This window comes from Pseudomonas sp. PNPG3 (assembly GCF_023093815.1).
In the GTDB taxonomy this organism is placed as follows: domain Bacteria; phylum Pseudomonadota; class Gammaproteobacteria; order Pseudomonadales; family Pseudomonadaceae; genus Aquipseudomonas; species Aquipseudomonas asiatica.
Window position 1 is genome coordinate 58,748 of record NZ_JALLKV010000023.1, and the last position, 20,893, is coordinate 79,640.

20 protein-coding genes are annotated in these 20,893 nt (G+C 64.1%); 7 read left to right on the forward strand and 13 right to left on the reverse strand.

Annotated elements, in window-relative coordinates:
• The first annotated feature begins 24 nt into the window (after positions 1 to 24).
• From MJ643_RS16645 to MJ643_RS16660, 4 genes are all read left to right on the forward strand, one after another.
• Positions 25 to 930, forward strand: coding sequence for a glutamine amidotransferase family protein (locus MJ643_RS16645; RefSeq protein ID WP_013973041.1), 906 nt, complete (start codon positions 25 to 27; stop codon positions 928 to 930).
• A 27-nt stretch (positions 931 to 957) separates the two neighbouring features.
• Positions 958 to 1,632, forward strand: coding sequence for a protein glxC (locus MJ643_RS16650; protein WP_013973040.1), 675 nt, complete (start codon positions 958 to 960; stop codon positions 1,630 to 1,632).
• A gap of 16 nt (positions 1,633 to 1,648) precedes the next feature.
• Positions 1,649 to 2,974, forward strand: a complete 1,326-nt coding sequence (locus MJ643_RS16655) for an FMN-binding glutamate synthase family protein (protein WP_013973039.1) — start codon at positions 1,649 to 1,651, stop codon at positions 2,972 to 2,974.
• Positions 2,975 to 3,127: 153 nt separating this feature from the next.
• Entirely contained in the window at positions 3,128 to 4,432 is a 1,305-nt protein-coding gene (locus MJ643_RS16660) for an ammonium transporter (protein WP_013973038.1), read from the forward strand.
• A 126-nt stretch (positions 4,433 to 4,558) separates the two neighbouring features.
• Here the strand turns inward: MJ643_RS16660 and MJ643_RS16665 are convergent, their stop codons facing one another.
• Together MJ643_RS16665 and MJ643_RS16670 are read right to left on the reverse strand one after the other, a co-directional pair.
• Complete coding sequence (locus MJ643_RS16665) at positions 4,559 to 5,971, reverse strand: cytosine permease (RefSeq protein WP_025338785.1); 1,413 nt, start codon at positions 5,969 to 5,971, stop codon at positions 4,559 to 4,561.
• Between the two features lie 414 nt (positions 5,972 to 6,385).
• Complete coding sequence (locus MJ643_RS16670; RefSeq protein WP_015270735.1) at positions 6,386 to 6,838, reverse strand: Lrp/AsnC family transcriptional regulator; 453 nt, start codon at positions 6,836 to 6,838, stop codon at positions 6,386 to 6,388.
• A 112-nt stretch (positions 6,839 to 6,950) separates the two neighbouring features.
• Between MJ643_RS16670 and MJ643_RS16675 the strand changes: the two genes are divergently transcribed.
• Together MJ643_RS16675 and MJ643_RS16680 are read left to right on the forward strand one after the other, a co-directional pair.
• The gene (locus MJ643_RS16675; protein WP_015270734.1) at positions 6,951 to 7,565 is read left to right on the forward strand and encodes a LysE family translocator; all 615 of its coding nucleotides are present in this window, start codon (positions 6,951 to 6,953) and stop codon (positions 7,563 to 7,565) included.
• 130 nt (positions 7,566 to 7,695) lie between these two features.
• Positions 7,696 to 8,328, forward strand: coding sequence for a LysE family translocator (locus MJ643_RS16680; protein ID WP_023660833.1), 633 nt, complete (start codon positions 7,696 to 7,698; stop codon positions 8,326 to 8,328).
• A gap of 3 nt (positions 8,329 to 8,331) precedes the next feature.
• Here the strand turns inward: MJ643_RS16680 and MJ643_RS16685 are convergent, their stop codons facing one another.
• The 10 genes from MJ643_RS16685 to MJ643_RS16730 all read right to left on the reverse strand — a co-directional run bounded on the left by MJ643_RS16685 (position 8,332) and on the right by MJ643_RS16730 (position 17,671).
• A complete protein-coding gene (locus MJ643_RS16685; protein ID WP_044047081.1) occupies positions 8,332 to 10,113 on the reverse strand; it encodes an ATP-binding protein in 1,782 nt (593 codons plus the stop codon).
• A 184-nt stretch (positions 10,114 to 10,297) separates the two neighbouring features.
• Positions 10,298 to 10,861 carry an NUDIX hydrolase gene (locus MJ643_RS16690; RefSeq protein ID WP_013973032.1) on the reverse strand — a complete coding sequence of 188 codons (564 nt, stop codon included), beginning with the start codon at positions 10,859 to 10,861 and terminating at the stop codon, positions 10,298 to 10,300.
• A gap of 21 nt (positions 10,862 to 10,882) precedes the next feature.
• Positions 10,883 to 11,629 carry a GntR family transcriptional regulator gene (locus MJ643_RS16695; protein WP_013973031.1) on the reverse strand — a complete coding sequence of 249 codons (747 nt, stop codon included), beginning with the start codon at positions 11,627 to 11,629 and terminating at the stop codon, positions 10,883 to 10,885.
• Positions 11,630 to 11,719: 90 nt separating this feature from the next.
• Positions 11,720 to 12,109, reverse strand: a complete 390-nt coding sequence (locus tag MJ643_RS16700) for a carboxymuconolactone decarboxylase family protein (RefSeq protein WP_008100863.1) — start codon at positions 12,107 to 12,109, stop codon at positions 11,720 to 11,722.
• A 151-nt stretch (positions 12,110 to 12,260) separates the two neighbouring features.
• Positions 12,261 to 12,746 carry a flavin reductase family protein gene (locus MJ643_RS16705; RefSeq protein WP_247726965.1) on the reverse strand — a complete coding sequence of 162 codons (486 nt, stop codon included), beginning with the start codon at positions 12,744 to 12,746 and terminating at the stop codon, positions 12,261 to 12,263.
• A 13-nt stretch (positions 12,747 to 12,759) separates the two neighbouring features.
• Positions 12,760 to 14,241, reverse strand: coding sequence for an aldehyde dehydrogenase (locus tag MJ643_RS16710; RefSeq protein WP_024087305.1), 1,482 nt, complete (start codon positions 14,239 to 14,241; stop codon positions 12,760 to 12,762).
• On the reverse strand, positions 14,238 to 15,071 hold the full coding sequence (locus MJ643_RS16715; RefSeq protein WP_013973028.1) for an alpha/beta fold hydrolase: 834 nt from the start codon (positions 15,069 to 15,071) through the stop codon (positions 14,238 to 14,240). The genes MJ643_RS16710 and MJ643_RS16715 overlap by 4 nt, the downstream gene beginning before the upstream one ends.
• Positions 15,072 to 15,139: 68 nt before the next feature.
• Positions 15,140 to 15,736 carry an amino acid synthesis family protein gene (locus tag MJ643_RS16720; RefSeq protein WP_003258678.1) on the reverse strand — a complete coding sequence of 199 codons (597 nt, stop codon included), beginning with the start codon at positions 15,734 to 15,736 and terminating at the stop codon, positions 15,140 to 15,142.
• A 333-nt stretch (positions 15,737 to 16,069) separates the two neighbouring features.
• Positions 16,070 to 17,110, reverse strand: coding sequence for an LLM class flavin-dependent oxidoreductase (locus MJ643_RS16725; protein WP_013973027.1), 1,041 nt, complete (start codon positions 17,108 to 17,110; stop codon positions 16,070 to 16,072).
• A gap of 75 nt (positions 17,111 to 17,185) precedes the next feature.
• Positions 17,186 to 17,671, reverse strand: coding sequence for a flavin reductase family protein (locus MJ643_RS16730; RefSeq protein WP_003259250.1), 486 nt, complete (start codon positions 17,669 to 17,671; stop codon positions 17,186 to 17,188).
• A gap of 317 nt (positions 17,672 to 17,988) precedes the next feature.
• Here MJ643_RS16730 and MJ643_RS16735 point away from each other — a divergent pair, with 317 nt between their 5' ends.
• Entirely contained in the window at positions 17,989 to 19,395 is a 1,407-nt protein-coding gene (locus MJ643_RS16735) for a cytosine permease (protein WP_013973026.1), read from the forward strand.
• Between the two features lie 153 nt (positions 19,396 to 19,548).
• Here the strand turns inward: MJ643_RS16735 and MJ643_RS16740 are convergent, their stop codons facing one another.
• Positions 19,549 to 20,751, reverse strand: a complete 1,203-nt coding sequence (locus MJ643_RS16740; protein WP_013973025.1) for an FAD-dependent oxidoreductase — start codon at positions 20,749 to 20,751, stop codon at positions 19,549 to 19,551.
• Positions 20,752 to 20,893: the final 142 nt, after the last annotated feature.

Genomic DNA, 20,893 nt, shown 5'->3' on the forward strand with positions numbered 1-20,893 from the left:
CACTGCCTAGTAAGGAGCATCATCATGTGTGGAATCGTAGGTCTGTACCTGAAAAAACCCGAGCTGGAAGCCCAGCTCGGCAAGCTCTTCGAACCCATGCTCGAAGCCATGACCGACCGTGGCCCGGACAGCGCCGGCTTTGCCATCTACGGCGACGAAGTGGCCGATGGCTGGGTCAAGCTGACCCTGCAGGCCACTGACGTCAACTACCCCTGGGCGGCCCTGATGGGCCAGCTGGAAGGGCGCCTGGGCTGCTCGCTGGACTGGTTCCAGAACGCCAGCGCTGCAGTGCTCAAGGTACACACCCGCGAGGCGTCGGCCCGCCAGGCCCTGAGCGAACTGGCCCCTGACGTGCGCATCATGAGCGCCGGGCAGAGCATCGAGATCCTCAAGGGCATGGGCCTGCCGGCGGAAATCTCCAGCCGCTTCGGCCTGGCCGGCATGAAAGGCAGCCACATCATCGGCCATACCCGCATGGCCACCGAAAGCGCCGTGACCATGGAGGGCAGCCACCCGTTCTCCACCGGCGCCGACCTGTGCCTGGTGCACAACGGCTCGCTGTCCAACCACTTCCGCCTGCGCCAGAAGCTCAAGCGCGAAGGCATCAGCTTCGAGACCGACAACGACACCGAAGTGGCCGCCGGCTACCTGACCTGGCGCCTGCAGCAGGGCGACAGCCTGGCCCAGGCCCTGGATGGCGCCCTGGAAGACCTGGACGGCTTCTTCACCTTTGCCATCGGCACCCGCAATGGCTTTGCCGTGATCCGCGACCCGATCGCCTGCAAACCCGCCGTGCTGGCCGAGACCGACGACTACGTGGCCATGGCCTCGGAGTACCAGGCACTGGCCAGCCTGCCGGGCATCGAGCACGCCAAGGTCTGGGAACCGGCCCCGGCCACCCTGTACGTCTGGGAACGCGAAAGCGCCTGACCTGCCACCGAACCACTGGAGAACCACATGAATACGATCGACCTTTCCAGCACCTCGGTGCGTGTCCTCAACCAGTCCCTGCACGGTGAGGTGCAGGACCACGAATGGCGGGTGACCCACCCCGACGGCAAGCACAACCTGGCCGTGGGCATCAACGCCGCCGTGGCCGTGGATATCGAAGGCCACGCCGGCTACTACTGCGCCGGCATGAACCAGCAGGCCAGCGTCACCGTGCATGGCAACGTCGGTGTCGGCGTGGCCGAGAACATGATGTCCGGCACGGTACGGGTCAAGGGCAGCGCCTCCCAGGCCGCCGGCGCCACAGCCCATGGCGGGCTGCTGGTGATCGAGGGTGATGCCGGCGCGCGCTGCGGTATTTCCATGAAGGGCGTGGATATTGTCGTCGGCGGCAGCATCGGCCACATGAGCTGCTTCATGGGCCAGGCCGGGCGTTTGGTGGTGTGTGGCGATGCCGGCGATGCGCTGGGCGATTCGCTGTACGAGGTGCGCATCTACGTCAAGGGCTCGGTGCAGTCACTGGGTTCGGACTGCATCGAGAAAGAGATGCGCGCCGAGCACCTGCAAGAGCTGCAGGAACTGCTGAACAAGGCCGGCCTGGACCACAAGGCTGCCGATTTCAAACGCTACGGCTCGGCTCGCCAGCTGTACAACTTCAAAGTCGACAACGCCAGCGCGTACTGATCCAGGAGCATTCCCCATGAGCGAGCAATTCCCCCCGGTACTGCGTGAGTCGGCCACCTTCGACCGCCTGACCATCCAGGAAATCCAGCGTGCCGCCGAAACCGGCATCTACGACATCCGCGGCGGCGGCACCAAGCGCCGCGTGCCGCACTTCGACGACCTGCTGCTGCTCGGTGCCAGCGTGTCGCGCTACCCGCTGGAAGGCTACCGCGAGAAGTGCGGCACCGATGTGCTGCTGGGCACCCGCTTCGCCAAGAAGCCGATCCACCTGAAAATTCCGGTGACCATCGCCGGCATGAGCTTTGGCGCGCTGTCGGCCAACGCCAAAGAGGCCTTGGGCCGTGGTGCGACCATCGCCGGCACCAGCACCACCACTGGCGACGGCGGCATGACCCCGGAGGAACGCGGCCAGTCGCAGCACCTGGTGTACCAGTACCTGCCGTCGCGCTACGGCATGAACCCCGACGACCTGCGCAAGGCCGATGCCATCGAGATCGTCCTCGGGCAGGGTGCCAAGCCGGGCGGTGGCGGCATGCTGCTGGGCATGAAGGTAACCGAGCGCGTGGCCGGCATGCGCACCTTGCCGATCGGCGTCGACCAGCGTAGCGCCTGTCGCCACCCGGACTGGACCGGGCCGGATGACCTGGCGATCAAGATTGCCGAGATCCGCGAGATCACCGACTGGGAAAAACCCATCTACGTGAAGATCGGCGCCAGCCGCCCGTACTACGACGTGAAGCTGGCGGTGAAGGCTGGTGCCGATGTGATCGTGCTCGACGGCATGCAGGGCGGTACCGCCGCGACTCAGGAAGTGTTCATCGAACACGTTGGCATCCCGATCCTGCCGGCCATTCCGCAGGCAGTGCAGGCGCTGCAGGAAATGGGCATGCACCGCAAGGTGCAGCTGATCGTTTCCGGGGGTATTCGCAATGGCGCCGACGTGGCCAAGGCCATGGCCCTCGGGGCTGATGCGGTGGCCATTGGTACTGCGGCGTTGATCGCGCTGGGTGACAACCACCCTCGGCTGGATGCCGAACTGAAGAAAATCGGTTCTGCGGCCGGTTTCTATGACGACTGGCAGAACGGCCGCGACCCGGCCGGCATTACCACCCAGGACCCGGAGCTGGCCAGGCGCCTGAACCCGGAGGAGGCCGGGCGCCGGCTGGCCAACTACTTGCGGGTGCTTGTGCTGGAGGCGCAGACCATGGCGCGGGCGTGTGGCAAGTCGCACTTGCACAACCTCGACCCGGAGGACCTGGTGGCGTTGACCGTGGAGGCTGCGGCGATGGCACGGGTGCCGTTGGCGGGGACCGCCTGGGTGCCGGGGCAGGCGCAGTATTGAGTTGACCGTCGGGGGCCGCTTTGCGGCCCTTTCGCGACCCAAGGCCGCTCCTACAGGGGACCGCGTATCGCCCCCCTGCAGGAGCGGCCTTGGGTCGCGATGGGCTGCAAGGCAGCCCCAGAGCACCTCCACCATTCACACAGGAGTGACTCCATGAAGCACCTCACCCTCGCTGTAATGTTGTTAGCCCTGACCACCCGGGCCCACGCCGCCGACCCCACCCTGGACACCGGCAACACCGCCTGGATGATCTGCGCCGCGATGTTCGTGCTGATGATGTGCATCCCGGGCCTGGCACTGTTCTACGGTGGCATGGTGCGGGCCAAGAACTTCCTCTCGGTATTCACCCAGTTGTTCGCGGTGGCCGGGGTGATCGGCATTCTCTGGGTGCTGTTCGGCTACAGCCTGGTGGTAGACACCACCGGCATGGTCGAGGGCCAGCTGACCCTCAACAGCTTCATTGGCGGGCTGGGCAAGGCGCTGATGCTGGACATCGGCCATGACAGCCTGGTCGGCACCATCCCCGAAGGCGTGTTCGCAGTGTTCCAGCTGACCTTCGCCATCATTACCCCGGCGCTGATTGCCGGTGGTTTTGCCGAACGCATGAAGTTCAGTGCTTCGTTGCTGTTCATGGCCGCCTGGTTCGTGCTGGTGTACGCGCCGATCGCGCACATGGTCTGGGGCGGGCCGGGGGCGTTGATGGTCAACTGGGGTGTGCTGGACTTTGCCGGCGGTACCGCCGTGCATATCAACTCCGGCGTGGCAGCGCTGGCTGCGGCGTTGATGCTGGGCAAGCGCAAGGGCTACCCGCAGGTGGCCATGCCGCCGCACAACCTCGGTTTCACCCTGGTGGGCGCCGGGTTGCTGTGGGTGGGCTGGTTCGGCTTCAACGTCGGCTCGGGGCTCGCGGCCAACCAGGCGGCAGGGGTGGTGATGCTGGCGACCATGGTGGCGGCCTGTGCGGGGATTGTCGGCTGGTTGCTGACCGAGAAGGTGGCGCATGGTCGGCCGACGGCCTTGGGTGCGGCTTCAGGGGCTTTGGCAGGGTTGGTCGGCATTACCCCGGCCTGTGCATTCGTCGGGCCGTTGGGCGCGCTGGTGATCGGGTTGTTGACCGGGGCCATCTGCTTCTTTGCCGTGACCCGGTTGAAACAGGCGCTGGGTTATGACGACAGCCTGGATGTGTTCGGCCTGCATGGCGTGGGCGGAATGGTCGGCGCGATCCTTACCGGGGTCTTTGCCGCGCCTGCGTTGGGCGGCTATGTGGAGGGTGCATCACCGGTCGGGCAGGCATTGGTGCAGTTGAAGGGGGTGGCGTTCACCTTCGTGTATTGCTTTGTGGTGAGTTGGGCGATTCTGGGGGCGATCAAGCTGACCATCGGCCTTCGGGCCAGCCGGGAAGAGGAAGAACAGGGGCTGGACCTGGCGGAGCACAATGAGCGGGCCTACAACCTCTGATTGATGTGTTGCCTGTACCGGCCTATTCGCGGGTAAACCCGCTCCCACAGGGAAAGCACAGATCCTGAGACGTGCGCTATCCCTGTAGGAGCGGGTTCACCCGCGAAGAGGCCGGGACAGTTTGAATCAGTGCCCCATGGCCACCTTGGCACTCATCTGCCGGCGACGGTAGGCGCTATCACGGCTGGCCAGCCACCAGTAAAGCGGCGAAGTAACCGCCAGCCCCACCAGCCACGACAGGTCCGCTCCGTTGATATGCTCGGAAATCGGCCCGACATACAGCGGCGTGTTCATGAACGGGATCTGCACCACGATGCCCACGGCATAGGCGATCAGCGCCTGCGGGTTGTAGCGCCCGTAGATACCGCCATCGACCTGGAAGATCGACTGGATATCGTAGTCACCCTTGTGGATGGCATAGAAGTCGATCAGGTTGATTGCTGTCCACGGCACCAGCACCACCAGCAGCACCAGCACCATGTCGACGAAGTGGCCGATGAAGTCCGCCGAGGCGAACACCGCCACCACGCAGCAGGCCGTCAGTACTACCAGCGACAGCACGGCGCGGCTCTTGGCGGTGGGGATCCAGCGGTGGGCGAAGGTTTGCACCAGGGTGATGATCGACAGCACTGCGCCATACAGGTTGAGTGCGTTGTGGCTGATCACGCTGAGCAGGAACAGCACCAGCATGATCGGGCCGAGGGTACCGGTGGCCAGCTTGACTGCATCCATGGTGTCCATGCCGGCCGGGATCGCCAGCACCGCCACGGCGCCGAAGATGAACGACAGGCTCGAACCCAGGGCCGAGCCCAGGTAGGTAGTCCAGAACGTCGAGCTGACCTTCACGTCCGCCGGCAGGTAGCGCGAGTAGTCCGACACGTAGGGTGCAAAGGCGATCTGCCACAGCGCCGCCAGTGACACGGTGGCCAGCCAGCCGGCCAGGTTGAAGCCGCCGCGGGTGAGGAAGTCGTCGCTTTGCACGTGGCTGAAGATGTAGCCGAAGCCGACCACGATGCCGATACCCAGCACCCAGGTGCCGATGCGGTTGAGCACGTGGATGAAGCGGTAGCCGATGATGCCGATGATGCCCGAGCCCAGCGCACCGATGACGATGCCCACCGGTACCGGCACGGCATCGACCACGCCGTGCAGCGACTTGCCGGCGAGGACGATGTTGGAGGCGAAGAAGCCGATGTACATGACCCCGGCGATCACCACCACCAGCAGCGCGCCGAGCGAGCCGAACTGGGCGCGGCTCTGGATCATCTGCGGGATGCCCATCTGCGGGCCCTGGGCCGAGTGCAGCGCCATCAGTACGCCACCGACCAGGTGGCCGACCAGGATCGCGACGATGCCCCACACCAGGTTCAGGTGGAACAGTTGCACACCCAGCGCGCCTGTGACGATGGGTAGCGGCGCTATGTTGCCACCGAACCACAGTGTGAACAGATCCCTTACCTTTCCATGGCGGTCTTGCGGGGGCACGTAGCCGATCGTGTGTTTTTCTATGAGGGGTGCCGAATTGGCTGCACTGGTCATGACTGACTCCAAGGCAAGGTAGGGCATCGGGAGCTGCCCGGGGGCGTGCCGGCGAAGGGCGACGCGTTCTTGTTGGAGCGATGATGCGGGGCGCGGGGATAACGAGAAATTAGTAAATATGTGCCCATAAACCTTAAAAAACCTAAGGCTGACAAAAGGTTAAGCGGGGGACGGTAGCAAGGAGGGTGCCAGGGTGCGGGAGGGCTTGGGCTAGAGGGGTTTGGGCAATAAGGAGGTAAGAAGCGGTGTGCTTTTCTGGGGCGCCGTGCGCGTTTGCAGGGCAGATAAAAATGTCGCCCGTGTCGGCCCTTTCGCGGGTAAACCCGCTCCCACCTTGACCGCATTGATTTCAAGTCATGCGCATTACCTGTGGGAGCGGGTTCACCCGCGAAAGGGCCGGCTCAGGCAACAACGCTACATCGGCAACAACCGATCCTGAATCACCTCTTTCATCACCAGCGTCGAACTCAACCGTTTCACATTGGGAATGCTGGTCAGCTGCTCGTCATACAGCTTCTGGAACGCCGGCAAATCCTTGGCCACCACATGCAGCAGGTAATCCGGGTCGCCAAACAGCCGCTGCGCCTCGACGATCTGCGGGATTTCGGCCAGCGCCGCTTCAAAGTCCGCTACCGGCTGGCGAGTGACTTCGCGCAAGGTCACGAATACCAGCGCGGCAAAGTTTAACCCCAGGGCGCTCGGCGCCAAGCGGGCGTGATAGCCAAGAATCGCCCCGGACTCCTCCAGCGCCTTCAAGCGCCGATGGCAGGGCGACAGGCTGAGCCCCACTCGGTCAGCCAACTCGGTCACCGATAGCCGACCGTCTTTTTGCAGTTCGGCAAGGATTTTTCGATCTGTCCTGTCCATCGAGAAGGATCTTCCAGTAATTGAGGGCTGTTGGGGAATATACGAAAGAAAATCCCTCGGCGGAATCCGTAATCTTTCGTCATCCCAAAGCAGTGGAAAAAGGAAGATTCAAGTGGCTCTCAGTGTTCTGACGGCGTTCTGGGCCGTGTCGATGCTGTTCGTGATTACGCCGGGCGCGGACTGGGCCTATGCCATTTCGGCCGGCATGCGGGGGCGCTGGGTAATGCCCGCGGTGGCGGGGATGTTGTCGGGGCATTTCCTTGCGACCCTGGTGGTGGCGGCAGGGGTCGGCAGCCTGCTGGCCGGCCACCCGCTGGCGCTGACCTTGCTGACCCTGGCGGGGTGTAGCTACCTGCTGTGGCTGGGTGGCAACCTGCTGCTGAGCCCGGCCTTGCCGGCGGCCGGGCAGGATGGTGCGGGGGAGTCGGGGTCTCGCTGGGCATTGAAAGGGTTTTGCGTCAGTGGCCTGAACCCGAAAGTGTTTTTGCTGTTCCTGGCGTTGTTGCCGCAGTTCACCGACCCGCAGTCGAGCTGGCCGGTGCCGTTGCAGATCTTGCTGCTGGGCCTGGTGCACCTGTGCAGCTCGTTGGTGATCTACTCGCTGGTCGGTTATGGCGCCAAAGCCGTGTTGAGCACCCGGCCGGGGGCGGCGAAGCTGGTCGGGCGGGTGTCGGGGGTGGCGATGATCACGGTGGCCCTGGGCTTGATAGCCGGCCAGATCAGCTGACTCACTGGCGTGCGTTGGCCGCTCCTACAGGTTGCCGCGTTAACCTGGCAGGCGAGAGCCAAGGGTAAAGACGACATGCATGGCCTTGGATAAACTCGCAGCACTTCAACGCACAACCAGGATGTGCCCCATGCCCGAAACCACGCAACTGCTCACCTTCGCCCTGATCTGCCTCGGCATGGTCCTGACCCCAGGGCCGAACATGATCTACCTGATCTCCCGATCGATCTGCCAGGGCCGCAAGGCCGGCCTGATTTCGTTGGGTGGTGTGGCCCTTGGCTTCGTCATCTACATGTTCTGCGCCGCGCTGGGCATCACCGCCCTGGTGATGGCCGTGCCTTTTGCCTATGACGCGCTGCGCATCGGTGGCGCGCTGTACCTGTTGTACCTGGCCTGGCAGGCGCTGCGCCCTGGTGGCCGGTCGCCGTTCCAGGTTCGCGACCTGCCTGCCGACAGCCCGCGGCGGCTGTTCACCATGGGCTTTGCCACCAGCCTGCTAAACCCCAAGATCGCCGTCATGTACCTGTCGTTGATGCCGCAGTTCATCGAGCCGGGGCATGGCAGCGTGCTGCTGCAGTCGCTGGTGCTGGGGTCGACGCAGATCGCCATCAGCGTTTCGGTCAATGCACTGATCGCGATCATGGCCGGGTCGATCGCCGTATTCCTCGCCGGTCGCCCGCTATGGCAGCAGGTTCAGCGCTGGCTGATGGGTACGGTGCTGGCGGGCCTGGCCGTGCGCATGCTGGCCGAAGGGCGGCGTTGACCGCTAGGCCTCAGGCGGCGGCTCCTGGGGCAGGTACAAGGTAAAAGTGGTGCCCTGGCCCGGCACACTCTTCACCTGCACATCGCCCCCGGACTGCCTGGCGAAACCGAACACCTGCGACAGCCCGAGCCCGGTGCCTTCACCCGGTGCCTTGGTAGTGAAGAACGGGTCGAAGATACGCTCCAGCAGTTCGGTGGCAATGCCGACACCGCTGTCGCTCACCGAAATCGCCGCGAACGGGCCCGGCTGTGGCGCCTGGCCGCGCAGGGCGGGCAGTGACTGGTCAGCCTGCAGGCGCAGCTGCAAGGTGCCTTCGCCGGCCATGGCGTCGCGGCCGTTGAGCATCAGGTTGATTACCGCGGTTTCCAGTTGATTGAGGTCGGCGCGGATATGGCAAGGCGCCTGTGGCAACTGCAGCTCGACCTGGATCCGCGCACCGGTGGCAGTGTCGAGCATGTCGGCCATGGCCTCCAGCCGTGGCCCTGCCTCGAACACTTGCGGGCTCAAGGCCTGGCGGCGGGCGAAGGCCAGTAATTGGCCGGTCAGCTTGGAACCGCGGTCGACAGTGTCGGACATGGTCTTGAGATAGCGTTCGCGACGCTGTGCATCGAGGTTGGGGCGCTGCAGAAAATGCAGCGACGAGCGAATGATGGTCAGCAGGTTGTTGAAGTCATGAGCCACGCCACCGGTAAGTTGGCCAATGGCTTCGAGCTTCTGGGTCTGGCGCAGCACGGCTTCTGTGTGCAGCAACTGGCTGGTGCGTTCATCCACGCGCTGTTCGAGGGTGGCATTCAGCGCCTCCAGTGCCGCCATGGCTTCGCGGACCTCGGCGTGGGCCTGTACCCGCTGGATATGCGCCCAGCAGCGCTCGGTGACTTCACTGATCAGCGTCTGTTCATAGTGGGTCCACTCCCGTGGCACCTTGTCGTGTATGGCCATCAGCGCGGTCAGTCGGCCGCCTTTGATCAGGGGCATGCAAATGGTCGCGGTAATGCCGATGGCCTGGAAGGTGGCAGCTTCCTCCGGGGACAGCTCGCTCAGGTTGTCCTGGATGACCAACGGCAGGCCATTGCGCAGGCGGCCGAGCGCCAGCTTGCCAAAATCCTGCAACCGATAGCGGCCCAACAGATGCGGCGAGCCGGGCGCCACGGCGTCACCGCAGATGGTGAAACCGTCTTCGTCGGGCTCCATCACCGCATAGGCGCAACTCGACAGTTGCAGGTGCTCGACCAGCATGCGCGTGGTAGTGGCAAGGATCTGGTCCGGGTCGGTGGCGTCTGCCACGGCGCGGCCCAGGTCGTCGAGGAAGTTCAGGCGCTGGTTGGCGAGCACGCTGGCGGTGGTTTCGGTGACTGTATCGAGCATGCCCAGCACCTTGCCGTCGTGGTCGCGTATGGGGCTGTAGCAGAAGGTGAAATAGGCCCGTTCGGGGCCGCCGTTGCGGTCGATGACGAGCGGGAAGTCTTCGATGTACACCGCCTCGCCGGCCAGGGCGCGGTTGGCCATGTGGCCGATGTCGGCCCAGGCCTCCTGCCACACGGCGCGGAAGGGGATGCCCAATGCCGAGGGCTTTTGCCCGAGTATCTGCGAGAAGGCGTCGTTGTGCAGGGTGAGCAGGTCAGGGCCCCAGAGCACGGCTTGCGGAAAGCGCGAGGCCAGGCACAGGGCCAGGCTGGTTTTCAGCGGGTCGGGCCAGTGCTCCAGCGGGCCCAGCGGGGTGGCGGCCCAATCGTGGTTGCGGATGCGCTCGGCCATCAGACCGCCGCCGTCTAGCCATTTTGCCATGTGCACTGCTGGTCCTTTTGCGTAAGGCCTTAAGGGTGCACCGAGAATAGACGCTTGGCGAGGGTTTTGTGTTACGTGTACCGGCCTCTTCGCGGGCTTGCCCGCTCCCACAGGGATAGCACATTGCTCAAGCTTTGCGCCTTACAGGTGGGAGCGGGCAGGCCCGCGAAGAGGCCGGCCCAGGCTAGCGAATGAAGTGCACCTTGCCAGTGTCGTCATTGCCCATGTAGATGCCATAAACCCCAGCCTGCCGCTCGAGGATATAGCGCTCGAGAATCTGCCGGATTGCCGGATAGTAGATTTCATCCCACGGGATCTCGTCCGGCTCGAAGAACCTGTAGGCCAGCGTTTCCGCCCCGTACTGCCCGGTTTCCTCGGTGGCGATGGCGCGGAAGATGATGTAGACCTCGCTTATCTTCGGGACGCTGAAGATCGAGTACGGCGAGACGATTTCGGCACGTACGCCGCTTTCTTCCCAGACCTCGCGCAGGGCTGCCTGCTCGGTGGTTTCGCCGGCCTCCATGAACCCGGCCGGCAAGGTCCAGGTGCCGGGGCGCGGCGGGATGGCGCGCTGGCACAGCAGGTACTTGCCATCACGCTCGATGATGCAGCCGGCGATGATCTTCGGGTTGATGTAGTGGATGTAGCCGCAGCCGGTGCAGTGCAGGCGTTCGTGGGTGTCGCCTGTGGGAACGCCCCGGGCCAGTTCCGTGGTGCAGTGCGGGCAGTAGCGCGGGGCGTTGGGCATGATCGGTGGCCTGTGGGTTGCTTATATGCGGGGATCCTTCAAGGCCAGGGGCTCGACCATCTCGCGCACCTTGACGTTGTCATCCTGCTTCTGGCGCAGGTAGTCCAGGGCCACCTTGGCGGCGGCGCGGACGTGGTCGACCGAGGCCTGGTGGGCAACCAGCGGGTCGCCGCTCTTGATCGCCTCGACGATCTTTTCCATTTCGCGGTTGCTGGCGCCGCGGCGGTTCTCCTGCGACACCGAGGTGGCGCGCAGGTAGCTGATGCGCGCCTGCAACTGGCGCAGCTGCTGGGCGGCCACCTGGTTGCCGGAGCCTTCCAGCAGCACATCGTAGAACCCTTGTACCGAGTCCAGCACCTGTTGCAGTTCGCCTTCCTCGAGGGCTTCGCGGTTGACCTCCAGCGCGCGTTCCAGGGCGCGGATGTCCTTGGCCTTTGCGTTCAGGGTGAACAGCTGCACGATCAGGCCTTCGAGCACGCAGCGCAGCTCGTAGATATCGCGGGCGTCTTCCAGGGTGATGATGGCCACGCGCGGGCCCTTGGCGTCGGCAAATTCCACCAGGCCTTCGGATTCCAGGTGGCGCAGGGCTTCACGCACCGAGGTGCGGCTGACGCCGAGGCGGTCGCAGAGGTCGCGCTCGACCAGGCGATCGCCTGGCAGCAGGTGGAAGTTCATGATCGCGGCGCGCAGCTTGTCGAGCACGATTTCGCGCAGGGTAACGGGGTTGCGATTGACCTTGAAGCTGTCGTCGAGTGGCTGGCGTTTCATCAAGTGCGCTCTTAAAGAGGCTGCCCGGCCGCAACCGCAACAGCACCACGAACCTTGGGTGCTCCTTGCGTGGGTTCGAACAGCCCGGTGTTAACGGGTTGACTCCGCATCGGCTTCAGCGAACGCTTCGCGGGCCAGGCGGAAACTGTCCACCGCCGCGGGCACGCCGCAATAAATGCCGACCTGGAGCAGGATCTCGCGAATCTGTTCACGGCTCAGGCCATTACGCAAGGCGCCGCGAATGTGCAGCTTGAGCTCGTGGGGCCGGTTGAGCGCGGAAATCATGGCCAAGTTTATCATGCTGCGCTCTTTGAGCGACAAGCCTTCGCGGCCCCAGACGTGGCCCCAGCAGTATTCGGTGACCAGCTCCTGCAACGGCTTGGTGAAGTCGTCGGCGTTCTGGATCGAGCGGTTGACGTAGTCCTCGCCCAGTACCTGGGTGCGGATCTGCAGGCCTTTTTCGTACTTTTCATTGCTCATGTGCAGTACTCCGGATTTAAACAGGGTCATTTGCGTTGGCTTCTTCGCGGGTGAACCCGCTCCCACAGGTACTGCACAGGTTTCAGCATCTGTGCGATCCCTGTGGGAGCGGGTTTACCCGCGAAGAAGCCAACGCCGAGCTCAAGGTCCATCAGCCCAGGGGCGGCAGGGCGCCCAGCTTGCCCTTGTGGTACACCATCGGGGTCACCGGCTCGGCCGGCAGCACCAGGTTCTTCACCGCGCCGACGATGATCGCGTGGTCACCGCCGTCGTACTCGCGCCACAGCTCGCATTCGATGATCGCCGTGGTCTTGGCCAGCAGCGGGTTGCCCAGCTCGCTCAGGTGCCAGTCGATGCCTTTGGCCTTGTCCTTGCCCTTGCCGGCGAAGGCATAGGCCTCGGCGGTCTGGTCGGCGGACAGCAGGTGAATCGCGAACTGCTTGCTGTCACGCAGGATGGGGTAGGTGTCGGAGGCGTAGTTGGGGCAGAACAGCACCAGCGCCGGGTCGATCGACAGCGCGCTGAACGCGCTGGCGGTGATGCCGACGATGCCACCGTCGGCGTCCAGGGTGGTGACCACGGTGACGCCGGACGGGAACGAGCCCATCACGTCTTTGTAGATGCCTGGTTCGATCATCTCGTGCTACCTCTTAGCGCATCACAAACGGGTCGGGCATCGGCGCCGTGGACAGGTTGATCCACACCGTCTTCAGCTCGGTATAGGCCAGCACCGAATCGATGCCGCTCTCACGGCCGTAGCCGCTGTTCTTGAACCCGCCGATCGGCGCCATGGCCGACACGGCACGGTAGGTGTTGACCCAGATGATCCCCGAACGCACGTCGCGGGCCAGGCGGTGGGCACGGCCCAGGTCGCGGGTCCAGATGCCGGCGGCCAGGCCGAACTGCGAGTCGTTGGCGATGGCCAGGGCCTCTTCCTCGGTCTTGAAGCGGATTACCGCGGCAACCGGGCCGAACACCTCTTCCTGCATGATGGTCATCGAGTTGCTGTCGCACTCGAACAGGGTCGGCTCGTAGAACCAGCCATCACCCTCGACCTCGGCACGCTTGCCGCCCATGTGCAGCTTGGCGCCTTCGGCCTTGGCAGCGGCCACCAGGCCTTCGACCACGGCCAGCTGTTGCGCGGTGGCCATGGGGCCCATTTCGCTGGCATCGTCCTGCGGGTTGCCGATGCGGATGCGCCTGGCGCGGGCGATCAGGCGTTCGACGAACTCGTCGAAGATCTCGTCCTGCACCAGCAGGCGCGAGCCGGCCACGCAGCTTTGCCCGGAGGCAGCATAAATGCCTGCCACGGCGCCGTTGATGGCGCTGTCCAGGTCGGCATCGGCGAAGATGATGTTCGGCGACTTGCCGCCCAGCTCCAGCGACAGCTTGGCGAAGTTCTCGGCGCTGCTGCGCACCACGTGGCGGGCGGTGGCGGCGCCGCCGGTGAAGGCGATCTTGCGCACCAGCGGGTGGCGGGTCAGCGCCGCGCCGGTGCTGGGGCCGTAGCCGGTGACCACGTTGACCACACCAGCCGGGAAGCCGGCCTCGAGGGCCAGGCGGGCCAGCTCGAGGATGGTCGCCGAGGCGTGTTCGGACGGCTTGAGCACGATGGTGTTGCCGGCGGCCAGGGCCGGGGCCAGCTTGATGGCGGTGAGGTACAGCGGGCTGTTCCACGGGATGATCCCGGCCACCACGCCGATCGGCTCGTGCACGGTGTAGGCGAACAGGTCGGGCTTGTCCAGCGGCAGGGTGCCGCCTTCAAGCTTGTCGGCTAGGCCTGCGGTGTAGTGGAAGAACTCTGGCAGGTAGCCGACCTGGCCGCGGGTTTCGCGGATCAGCTTGCCGTTGTCACGGCTTTCCAGCTGGGCCAGGTGTTCCTTGTTTTCGGCAATCAGGTCACCCAGGCGACGCAGCAGCTTGCCGCGCGCGGTGGCGGTGATGCTGCGCCACTCCTTGCTGTCGAAGGCGCGCTGGGCGGCCTGCACGGCCAGCTCGACATCGGCCTCGTCGGCGTCGGGCAGTTGCGCCCAGGCCTGGGCGGTGGCCGGGTTGAGGCTGTCGAAGGTCTTGCCGCTCTGGGCATCGCGCCATTGGCCGTCGATGCACATCTGGAAACGAACGAGGGTCATGCAACAATCCCCTTGGCGGATTCGGTGAGGGTGCGGGCTTGCGCGAGGAAGTCCAGCAGCATCTTGTTGACTTCACGCGGTGCTTCCACCGGCATCATATGCCGTTGCTCGGCGAGGACCACGCTGTGTGCGCCAGGAATGCTGGCGGCGAGCTGGCGGGTCATGGCCGGGGTGGAGCCCGAGTCGAGTTCGCCGGTGGCGATCAGCGTCGGCACCTGGATGCTGGCCAGGTCGGCGGCGCGGTACATGTCCTGGGTGGCGAACAGCGAATAAGTGGTGTGGTAGCCCTGCGGGTCGTTGCTCGCCAGCACCTGGCGAATGGCGGCGACCTGCGCCGGGTTGGCAGCCTTGTATTCACGGCTGAACCAGCGGTCGAGCGCGGCGTCGACGTTGGCGTCGGGGCCAAGCTGCGCAGCCTGGGCGGCGCGGGCGATAACGCCGGCACTCTGCTCGGGGGTGCGGTTGAACACGCTGTTGAGCACTACCAGTGCAGCCAGGCGCTGTGGGTATTCGAGGGCGAACGCCCGGGCGACCAGGCCGCCCATGGAAAAGCCGATCACGGTGGCTTGCGCGATCTGCAGGTGGTCGAGCAGTTCGGCGAGTTGCGCGGCATAACCTTCCAGGCCGATGTCGGCGGCTGGCAGCGCGCTCTGGCCGTGGCCGAGCATGTCGTAGGCGATGACGCGGTAGTCGTTGGCCAGGCCAACGAACTGACCGCCCCACATTTCCTTGTTCAGGCCCACGCCGTGGATCAGTACCACAGGTTGGCCCTGGCCGACGGACAGGTAGCTGGTGCCGGCGGGTGTGCGTTCAGCGACAGGCTGAATCATGGAGGGCGCTCCTTGAAGGTCGGGCGCGGCGGGTAAGCACGCCACGCCCCGGCCCGTCTTGGTTGTTGTTATTGAGCGTTGGCTTTTTCGGCAGCCAGTTCTTCCAGGTCGATGTAGCGGTTGCCGATGCGCGGGTGCAGGCGGCCACCGTCGGAGGCGCCCAGGACCACGACGATCTCATCGGCACGCGGGGCATCTTCGATCTGCATTTCCAGGGTGATGTAGTGCGAACGCAGGCCTTCGTCGTCCTTCTGCATCATCGGGATCTGGATCGAGGTGCCCGGGCCGCCGCGCTTGTTGGTGAAGCTCAGGTAGCTCTTGGCCTGTACCGCTTCACGGTAGTGGTTGCCGAAGCGCAGGGTGTGGATCACCGCCGAGGCGTGTTCGATTTCGCCGTCGGCACCGACGACTGCGGCCTTGCCGTAGGCTTCGATCTTGTCGGCGCCGCCGATGGCTGCAGTCAGGCGCTCGACCATCAGGGCACCCAAGTCCGAGCAGTTGGCACGGATTTCCGGCTTCAGATCTTCAACGAAACCGCGACCGGCCCATGGGTTCTTGATCACGACGGCCAGGCCGACCATGGTCACCGGCTTGTCGGTGGCCTTGCCGCCTTCGATGCGGGTCTCTTCGGAGTAGGTGACGATCTTGCGGATTTCGAAACTCATGGGTGGCTCCTGGTGAGGGTTATCAGCTCTTGTTGTCTGATGGTATACCATAATATTTGTTGTGCAAGAGGTGGCTGGAAATTTCTCTTGCGAGGGGACGAAAGGCGCTGTGTATCGGGGTTTTTGTGGCGTTCTGTACCGGCCTCTTCGCGGTGAACCCGCTCCCACAGGTACCCCACAGGGTTCATGGTCTGCGCCATACCTGTGGGAGCGGGTTTACCCGCGAAGAGGCCGGTACAGGCAACGGATCAATCCCCCAAAAAAAGCCCGCTCCCGCGGGCCACAGGGCCCACGGGAGCGGGCGCGTCCCGCAATGTTTCAGGTAATGGGAAATCAGGCGAACGCCGGCACCACTTCCTTGATGAACAGCTCCAGCGATTTCTTCTTCTCGGCGTGGGGCAGGCTGTTGTCGCACCAGAAGCTGAACTCGTCGACGCCGAGTTCCTGGTAGTACTTGATACGCGCGATGATCTCTTCCGGCGTGCCGATCATGGTGTTCTTGCGGATGTTCTCCAGCTCGAACGCCGGCACTTCTGCGAACTTCGATTCCGGGCTCGGCTCGAGGAAGCCGTTGACCGGGGTGGTCTTGTTGCCGAACCAGGCATCGAAGGTGCGGTAGAAGCGCGAGATGGCCTGGGCGCCGACTTTCCAGCCTTCCGGCTCGGCCGGGCTGTGCACGTGGGTGTGGCGCAGCACCATCAGTTGCGGGCGTGGCACGCCCGGGTTGTTGTCCAGGGCGGCCTGGAACTTGTTCTTCAGGTCCAGCACTTCCTCGTCACCCTTCATCAGTGGGGTGACCATGACGTTGCAACCATTGGCCACGGCGAAGTTGTGCGAGTCCGGGTCGCGGGCGGCGATCCACATCGGCGGTACGGCGTTGTAGGGCTTCGGCACGCTGGTGGAGGTGGGGAACTTGTACACTTCGCCGTCATGGGCGTAGTCGCCTTCCCACAGCTTGCGCACCACCGGCACCATTTCACGCAGGGCCTTGCCGCCGTCGGTGGCCGGCATGCCACCTGCCATGCGGTCGAATTCGAACTGGTAGGCGCCACGGGCCAGGCCCACTTCCATGCGGCCCTTGCTGATCACGTCGAGCAGGGCGCATTCGCCCGCCACGCGGATCGGGTTCCAGAACGGCGCGATGATGGTGCCGGCGCCCAGGCGGATCTTGTCGGTGCGCGCAGCCAGGTAGGCCAGCAGCGGCATCGGGCTTGGCGAAATGGTGTATTCCATGGCGTGGTGTTCGCCGATCCACACGGTGCTGAAACCGCCGTTCTCGGCCATCAGGGTCAGTTCGGTCAGGTCTTCGAACAGCTGGCGGTGGCTGACCTGTTCATCCCAACGTTCCATGTGCACGAACAACGAAAATTTCATGGGGCTTTCCTCAACGCTTGAAAGGGGCTGGCGCCTGGCAGGGTTGGCACCAGCGGTCTCGATTCAGAATAGGCTTCAGGCAAAGGCCGGCAGGCTGGCCATCTTGCCGCGGCAGTACACCATCGGCCGTGGCGCCTCTTCAGGGACGATCAGGTTGTGCACCTTGCCGACCATGATGGCGTGGTCGCCACCTTCGTATTCGCGCCACAGTTCGCATTCGATGACTGCGGTGGCACCGGCCAGGATCGGGTTGCCCAGTTCGCTCAGGGACCACTCGATGCCACTGGCCTTGTCCTTGCCCTTCTTGGCGAACGCATAGGCTTCGGCCTGCTGTTCACCGGACAACAGATGAATGGCGAAGCGCTTCTGCCTGATCAGCACGGGGTAGGAGTCGGAGGTGTAGTTGGGGCAGAACAGCACCAGCGGCGGGTCCATCGACAGGGAGGAAAAGGCGCTGGCGGTCAGACCGACGACCGAGCCATCGTCGTCCAGGGTGGTGATGACGGTAACGCCGGACGGGAAGGAGCCCAGGACATGCTTGTAGACGGTTGCGTCGATCATCTGGTGTACCTCTATAGGGCTGCGGTGGTCCGCGGTTTTTATCGTTGATGTGTCTGATGGTATACCGTAATACCTATTTTGCAAGCGGAATTTTCAAGCGAGGGTGTTGCGCGATGAACGGCTCAAGCCCGCGTATACCGTGGGCTTGAGCGGTGAGGCGGTTTGCCGCAGGGGTTGCGCGAGCGGATCAGTGGGCGTTTTTTCCTACGGATCAGTGTTGTCAAAAGTTTGGAATACCATAATATGGTCCGCAGCTGAGAGGCCGCCTAGAAGCGGTTTCCTTACAAAGATAAAAACGACCTTTCGAGCTGAATCCTATGTCCCAACCGTCGTCGCAACACCAGTTTGTCGAGAATCACACGGTCGATTACGTTCCACCTGCCGAGCGCCACGGGAAGGCGCGCGACCTGTTCACCCTCTGGTTCAGTACCAACATCGCGCCACTGCCCATCGTCACCGGCGCCATGGTGGTCCAGGTGTTCCATCTGAACCTGTTATGGGGGCTGGTCGCCATCGTGCTGGGCCATCTGGTCGGGGGCGTGGTCATTGCCCTTGCCTCTGCGCAGGGACCGCAGCTGGGCATTCCGCAGATGGTGCAGAGCCGTGGCCAGTTCGGCCGCTACGGCGCCTTGCTGATCGTGTTCTTCACCGCGCTGATCTATGTCGGCTTCTTCATTTCCAACATCGTCCTGGCGGGCAAGACCATCCACGGCATCACCCCGAGCGTGCCGATGCCCGGCGCGATCGTGATCGGTGCGCTGAGTGCCACCGCCATTGGCGTGATCGGCTACCGTTTCATTCACATCCTCAACCGCATCGGTACCTGGGTGATGGGTTCGGCGCTGCTGGCCGGCTTCATCATGATGTTCGCCCAGGAACTGCCGGCCGACTTCTTCAGCCGTGGCGCGTTCAACCTGTCGGGCTTCATCGCCACCGTGTCGCTGGGCACCATCTGGCAGATCAGCTTCTCGCCGTATACCTCCGACTATTCGCGCTACCTGCCGCGTGAAGTGGGCATTGCCAAGCCGTTCTGGGCCACCTACTTCGGCGCTACCCTGGGCACCATCCTGTGCTTCAGCTTTGGTGCGGTGGCGGTGCTTTGCGTGCCGGAAGGCACCGATGCAATGGATGCGGTCAAGCAGGCCACCGGCTGGCTGGGCCCGATCCTGATGGTGCTGTTCCTGCTCAACATCATCAGCCACAACGCCCTCAACCTGTATGGCGCGGTGCTGTCGATCGTCACCGCGATCCAGACCTTCGTCGCCGAGTGGACGCCGAGCATCAAGGTGCGGGTGGTGCTGGCTTCGGTGATTCTGGTGGTTTGCGGCCTGGTAGCGCTGAATGCCTCGGCGGACTTCATCGGCCAGTTCATCGGCCTGATCCTGGCACTGCTGCTGGTGCTGGTGCCGTGGGCGTCGATCAACCTGATCGACTTCTACCTGATCAAGAGGGGCCAGTACGACATCGCCTCGATCTTCAGTGCTGACGGCGGCATCTATGGCCGCTTCAACCACCACGCGATCATTGCCTATGCGTGCGGCATCCTGGTGCAGTTGCCGTTTGCCAACACGTCGCTGTATGTGGGGCCGTATTCCAATATCGTCGAAGGGGCTGATCTGTCGTGGCTGTTCGGCTTGCTGGTGACGGTGCCGCTGTATTACTGCCTGGCGACCCGGGGCAAGGCTGCCGAGAAGGCGGGGCGGGTTGTGAGTGTGAATGACTGATAGATTGGCGTTGCTGTAACAGGGGCTGCGTTGCAGCCCATTCGCAGCACAAGGCTGCTCCTACAAAGGAATCGCGTTGCATGTAGGAGCAGCCTTGCGCTGCGAATGGGCCGCAACGCGGCCCCGGTTGTTTCAGCTCGCACCTCGCTGCGGTCAGACGATCGCGATCAGCGGGTCGGCAGCGGCCAGTGCCAGGGCGCGATCAGCCGCTGGCGGGTAGATCCACACCGAGTTGATCTGGCGCTTGAGGTCTTTGCCTTCCTGGCCGTGCAGCTTCAGTTCGCGCTCCCAACCCTCGCTGAACGTCGCGCCCCATTCGCCCAGGTCCAGGCAGGTGACGTACTTGGGCTGGCGGTACACCACCGGCTGCAGGCCGAGCAGGTCGGCCGCGGCGTTGTTGCCGGAGTGGCGGCCCATGGGGATGGCGTGCTGGCAGGTCATCAGGGCGTGGTTGCCCAGCTCGTCCACAGCGGCCCAGGCGGTGTCGCCCGTGGCGTACACATGGTCCTGGCCGAGCACCTTCAGGTGGCCGTCCACTTTCAGCCGGCCGAAGTGGTCACGCTCGCCGGCAACCTGTGCGGTCAACGGGCTGGCCTTCACGCCAACGGTCCAGATCACGGTGTTGCTGGCGATATGGTCGCCGTTGTCCAGGGTAACGCCACCGGCATCGACAGCCACTACCGAGGCCCCGGCCTTCCACTCGACCCCGGCCTGTTCGCAGGCTGCGATGATCGACGGCGTGATACCGGCGCCCAGCGCCGCACCAACTTGCGCACCGCGGTCGACCACCACCACCCGCACCGCTGCACTGGCACCGAGGATGGTACGCAGGCGGGCAGGCATTTCCGTGGCGGTTTCAATACCTGTGAAGCCACCGCCACAGACCACCACAGTGTTGCGTGCAGGCGAAGCGGGCTGGGCGGCCAGACCGACCAGGTGCTGTTCCAGGCGCATGGCCGATTCCATCTGGTCGACATCGAATGCATGTTCGGCCAGGCCAGGCACTGGCGGGCGTGCGACCTGGCTGCCGGCGGCGAGGATCAGGCGGTCGTAGGCGATCTGTTGCCGGTGCCCCTGGGCGTTGGTGTAGCTGACGCTGCGCCCTTCGGTATCGATGCTGTCGGCATTGCCCGGGATGAAGTGAATGCCCACCGCTTGGAACAGCTCGCCCAGCGGGGCCTTCATGCCGTGCACGTCGGCCTCGTAGAAGCGCGGGCGGATGCGCAGTTCAGGCTGTGGAGCGAGGACGCTGACGTTGATGTCGGCGCGCTGGGCCTGATCGAGCAGGCGCGCAGCGCTCAGGGCGCTCCATACACCGGCAAAGCCGGCACCGATGATGAGGATGTTCGATTTCATGAAGGTGCTCCGCAAGGTTCGAAAGGGGCTTCGAGGGCGGGTTGTGTGCCTCTCGAATAACTACGACTGTATTGATCGTAGTTAGTGCGTGCAAGTCTTTTTTCTCACAGGCCGACACTCCGCATGACCATTTCACGGCTCG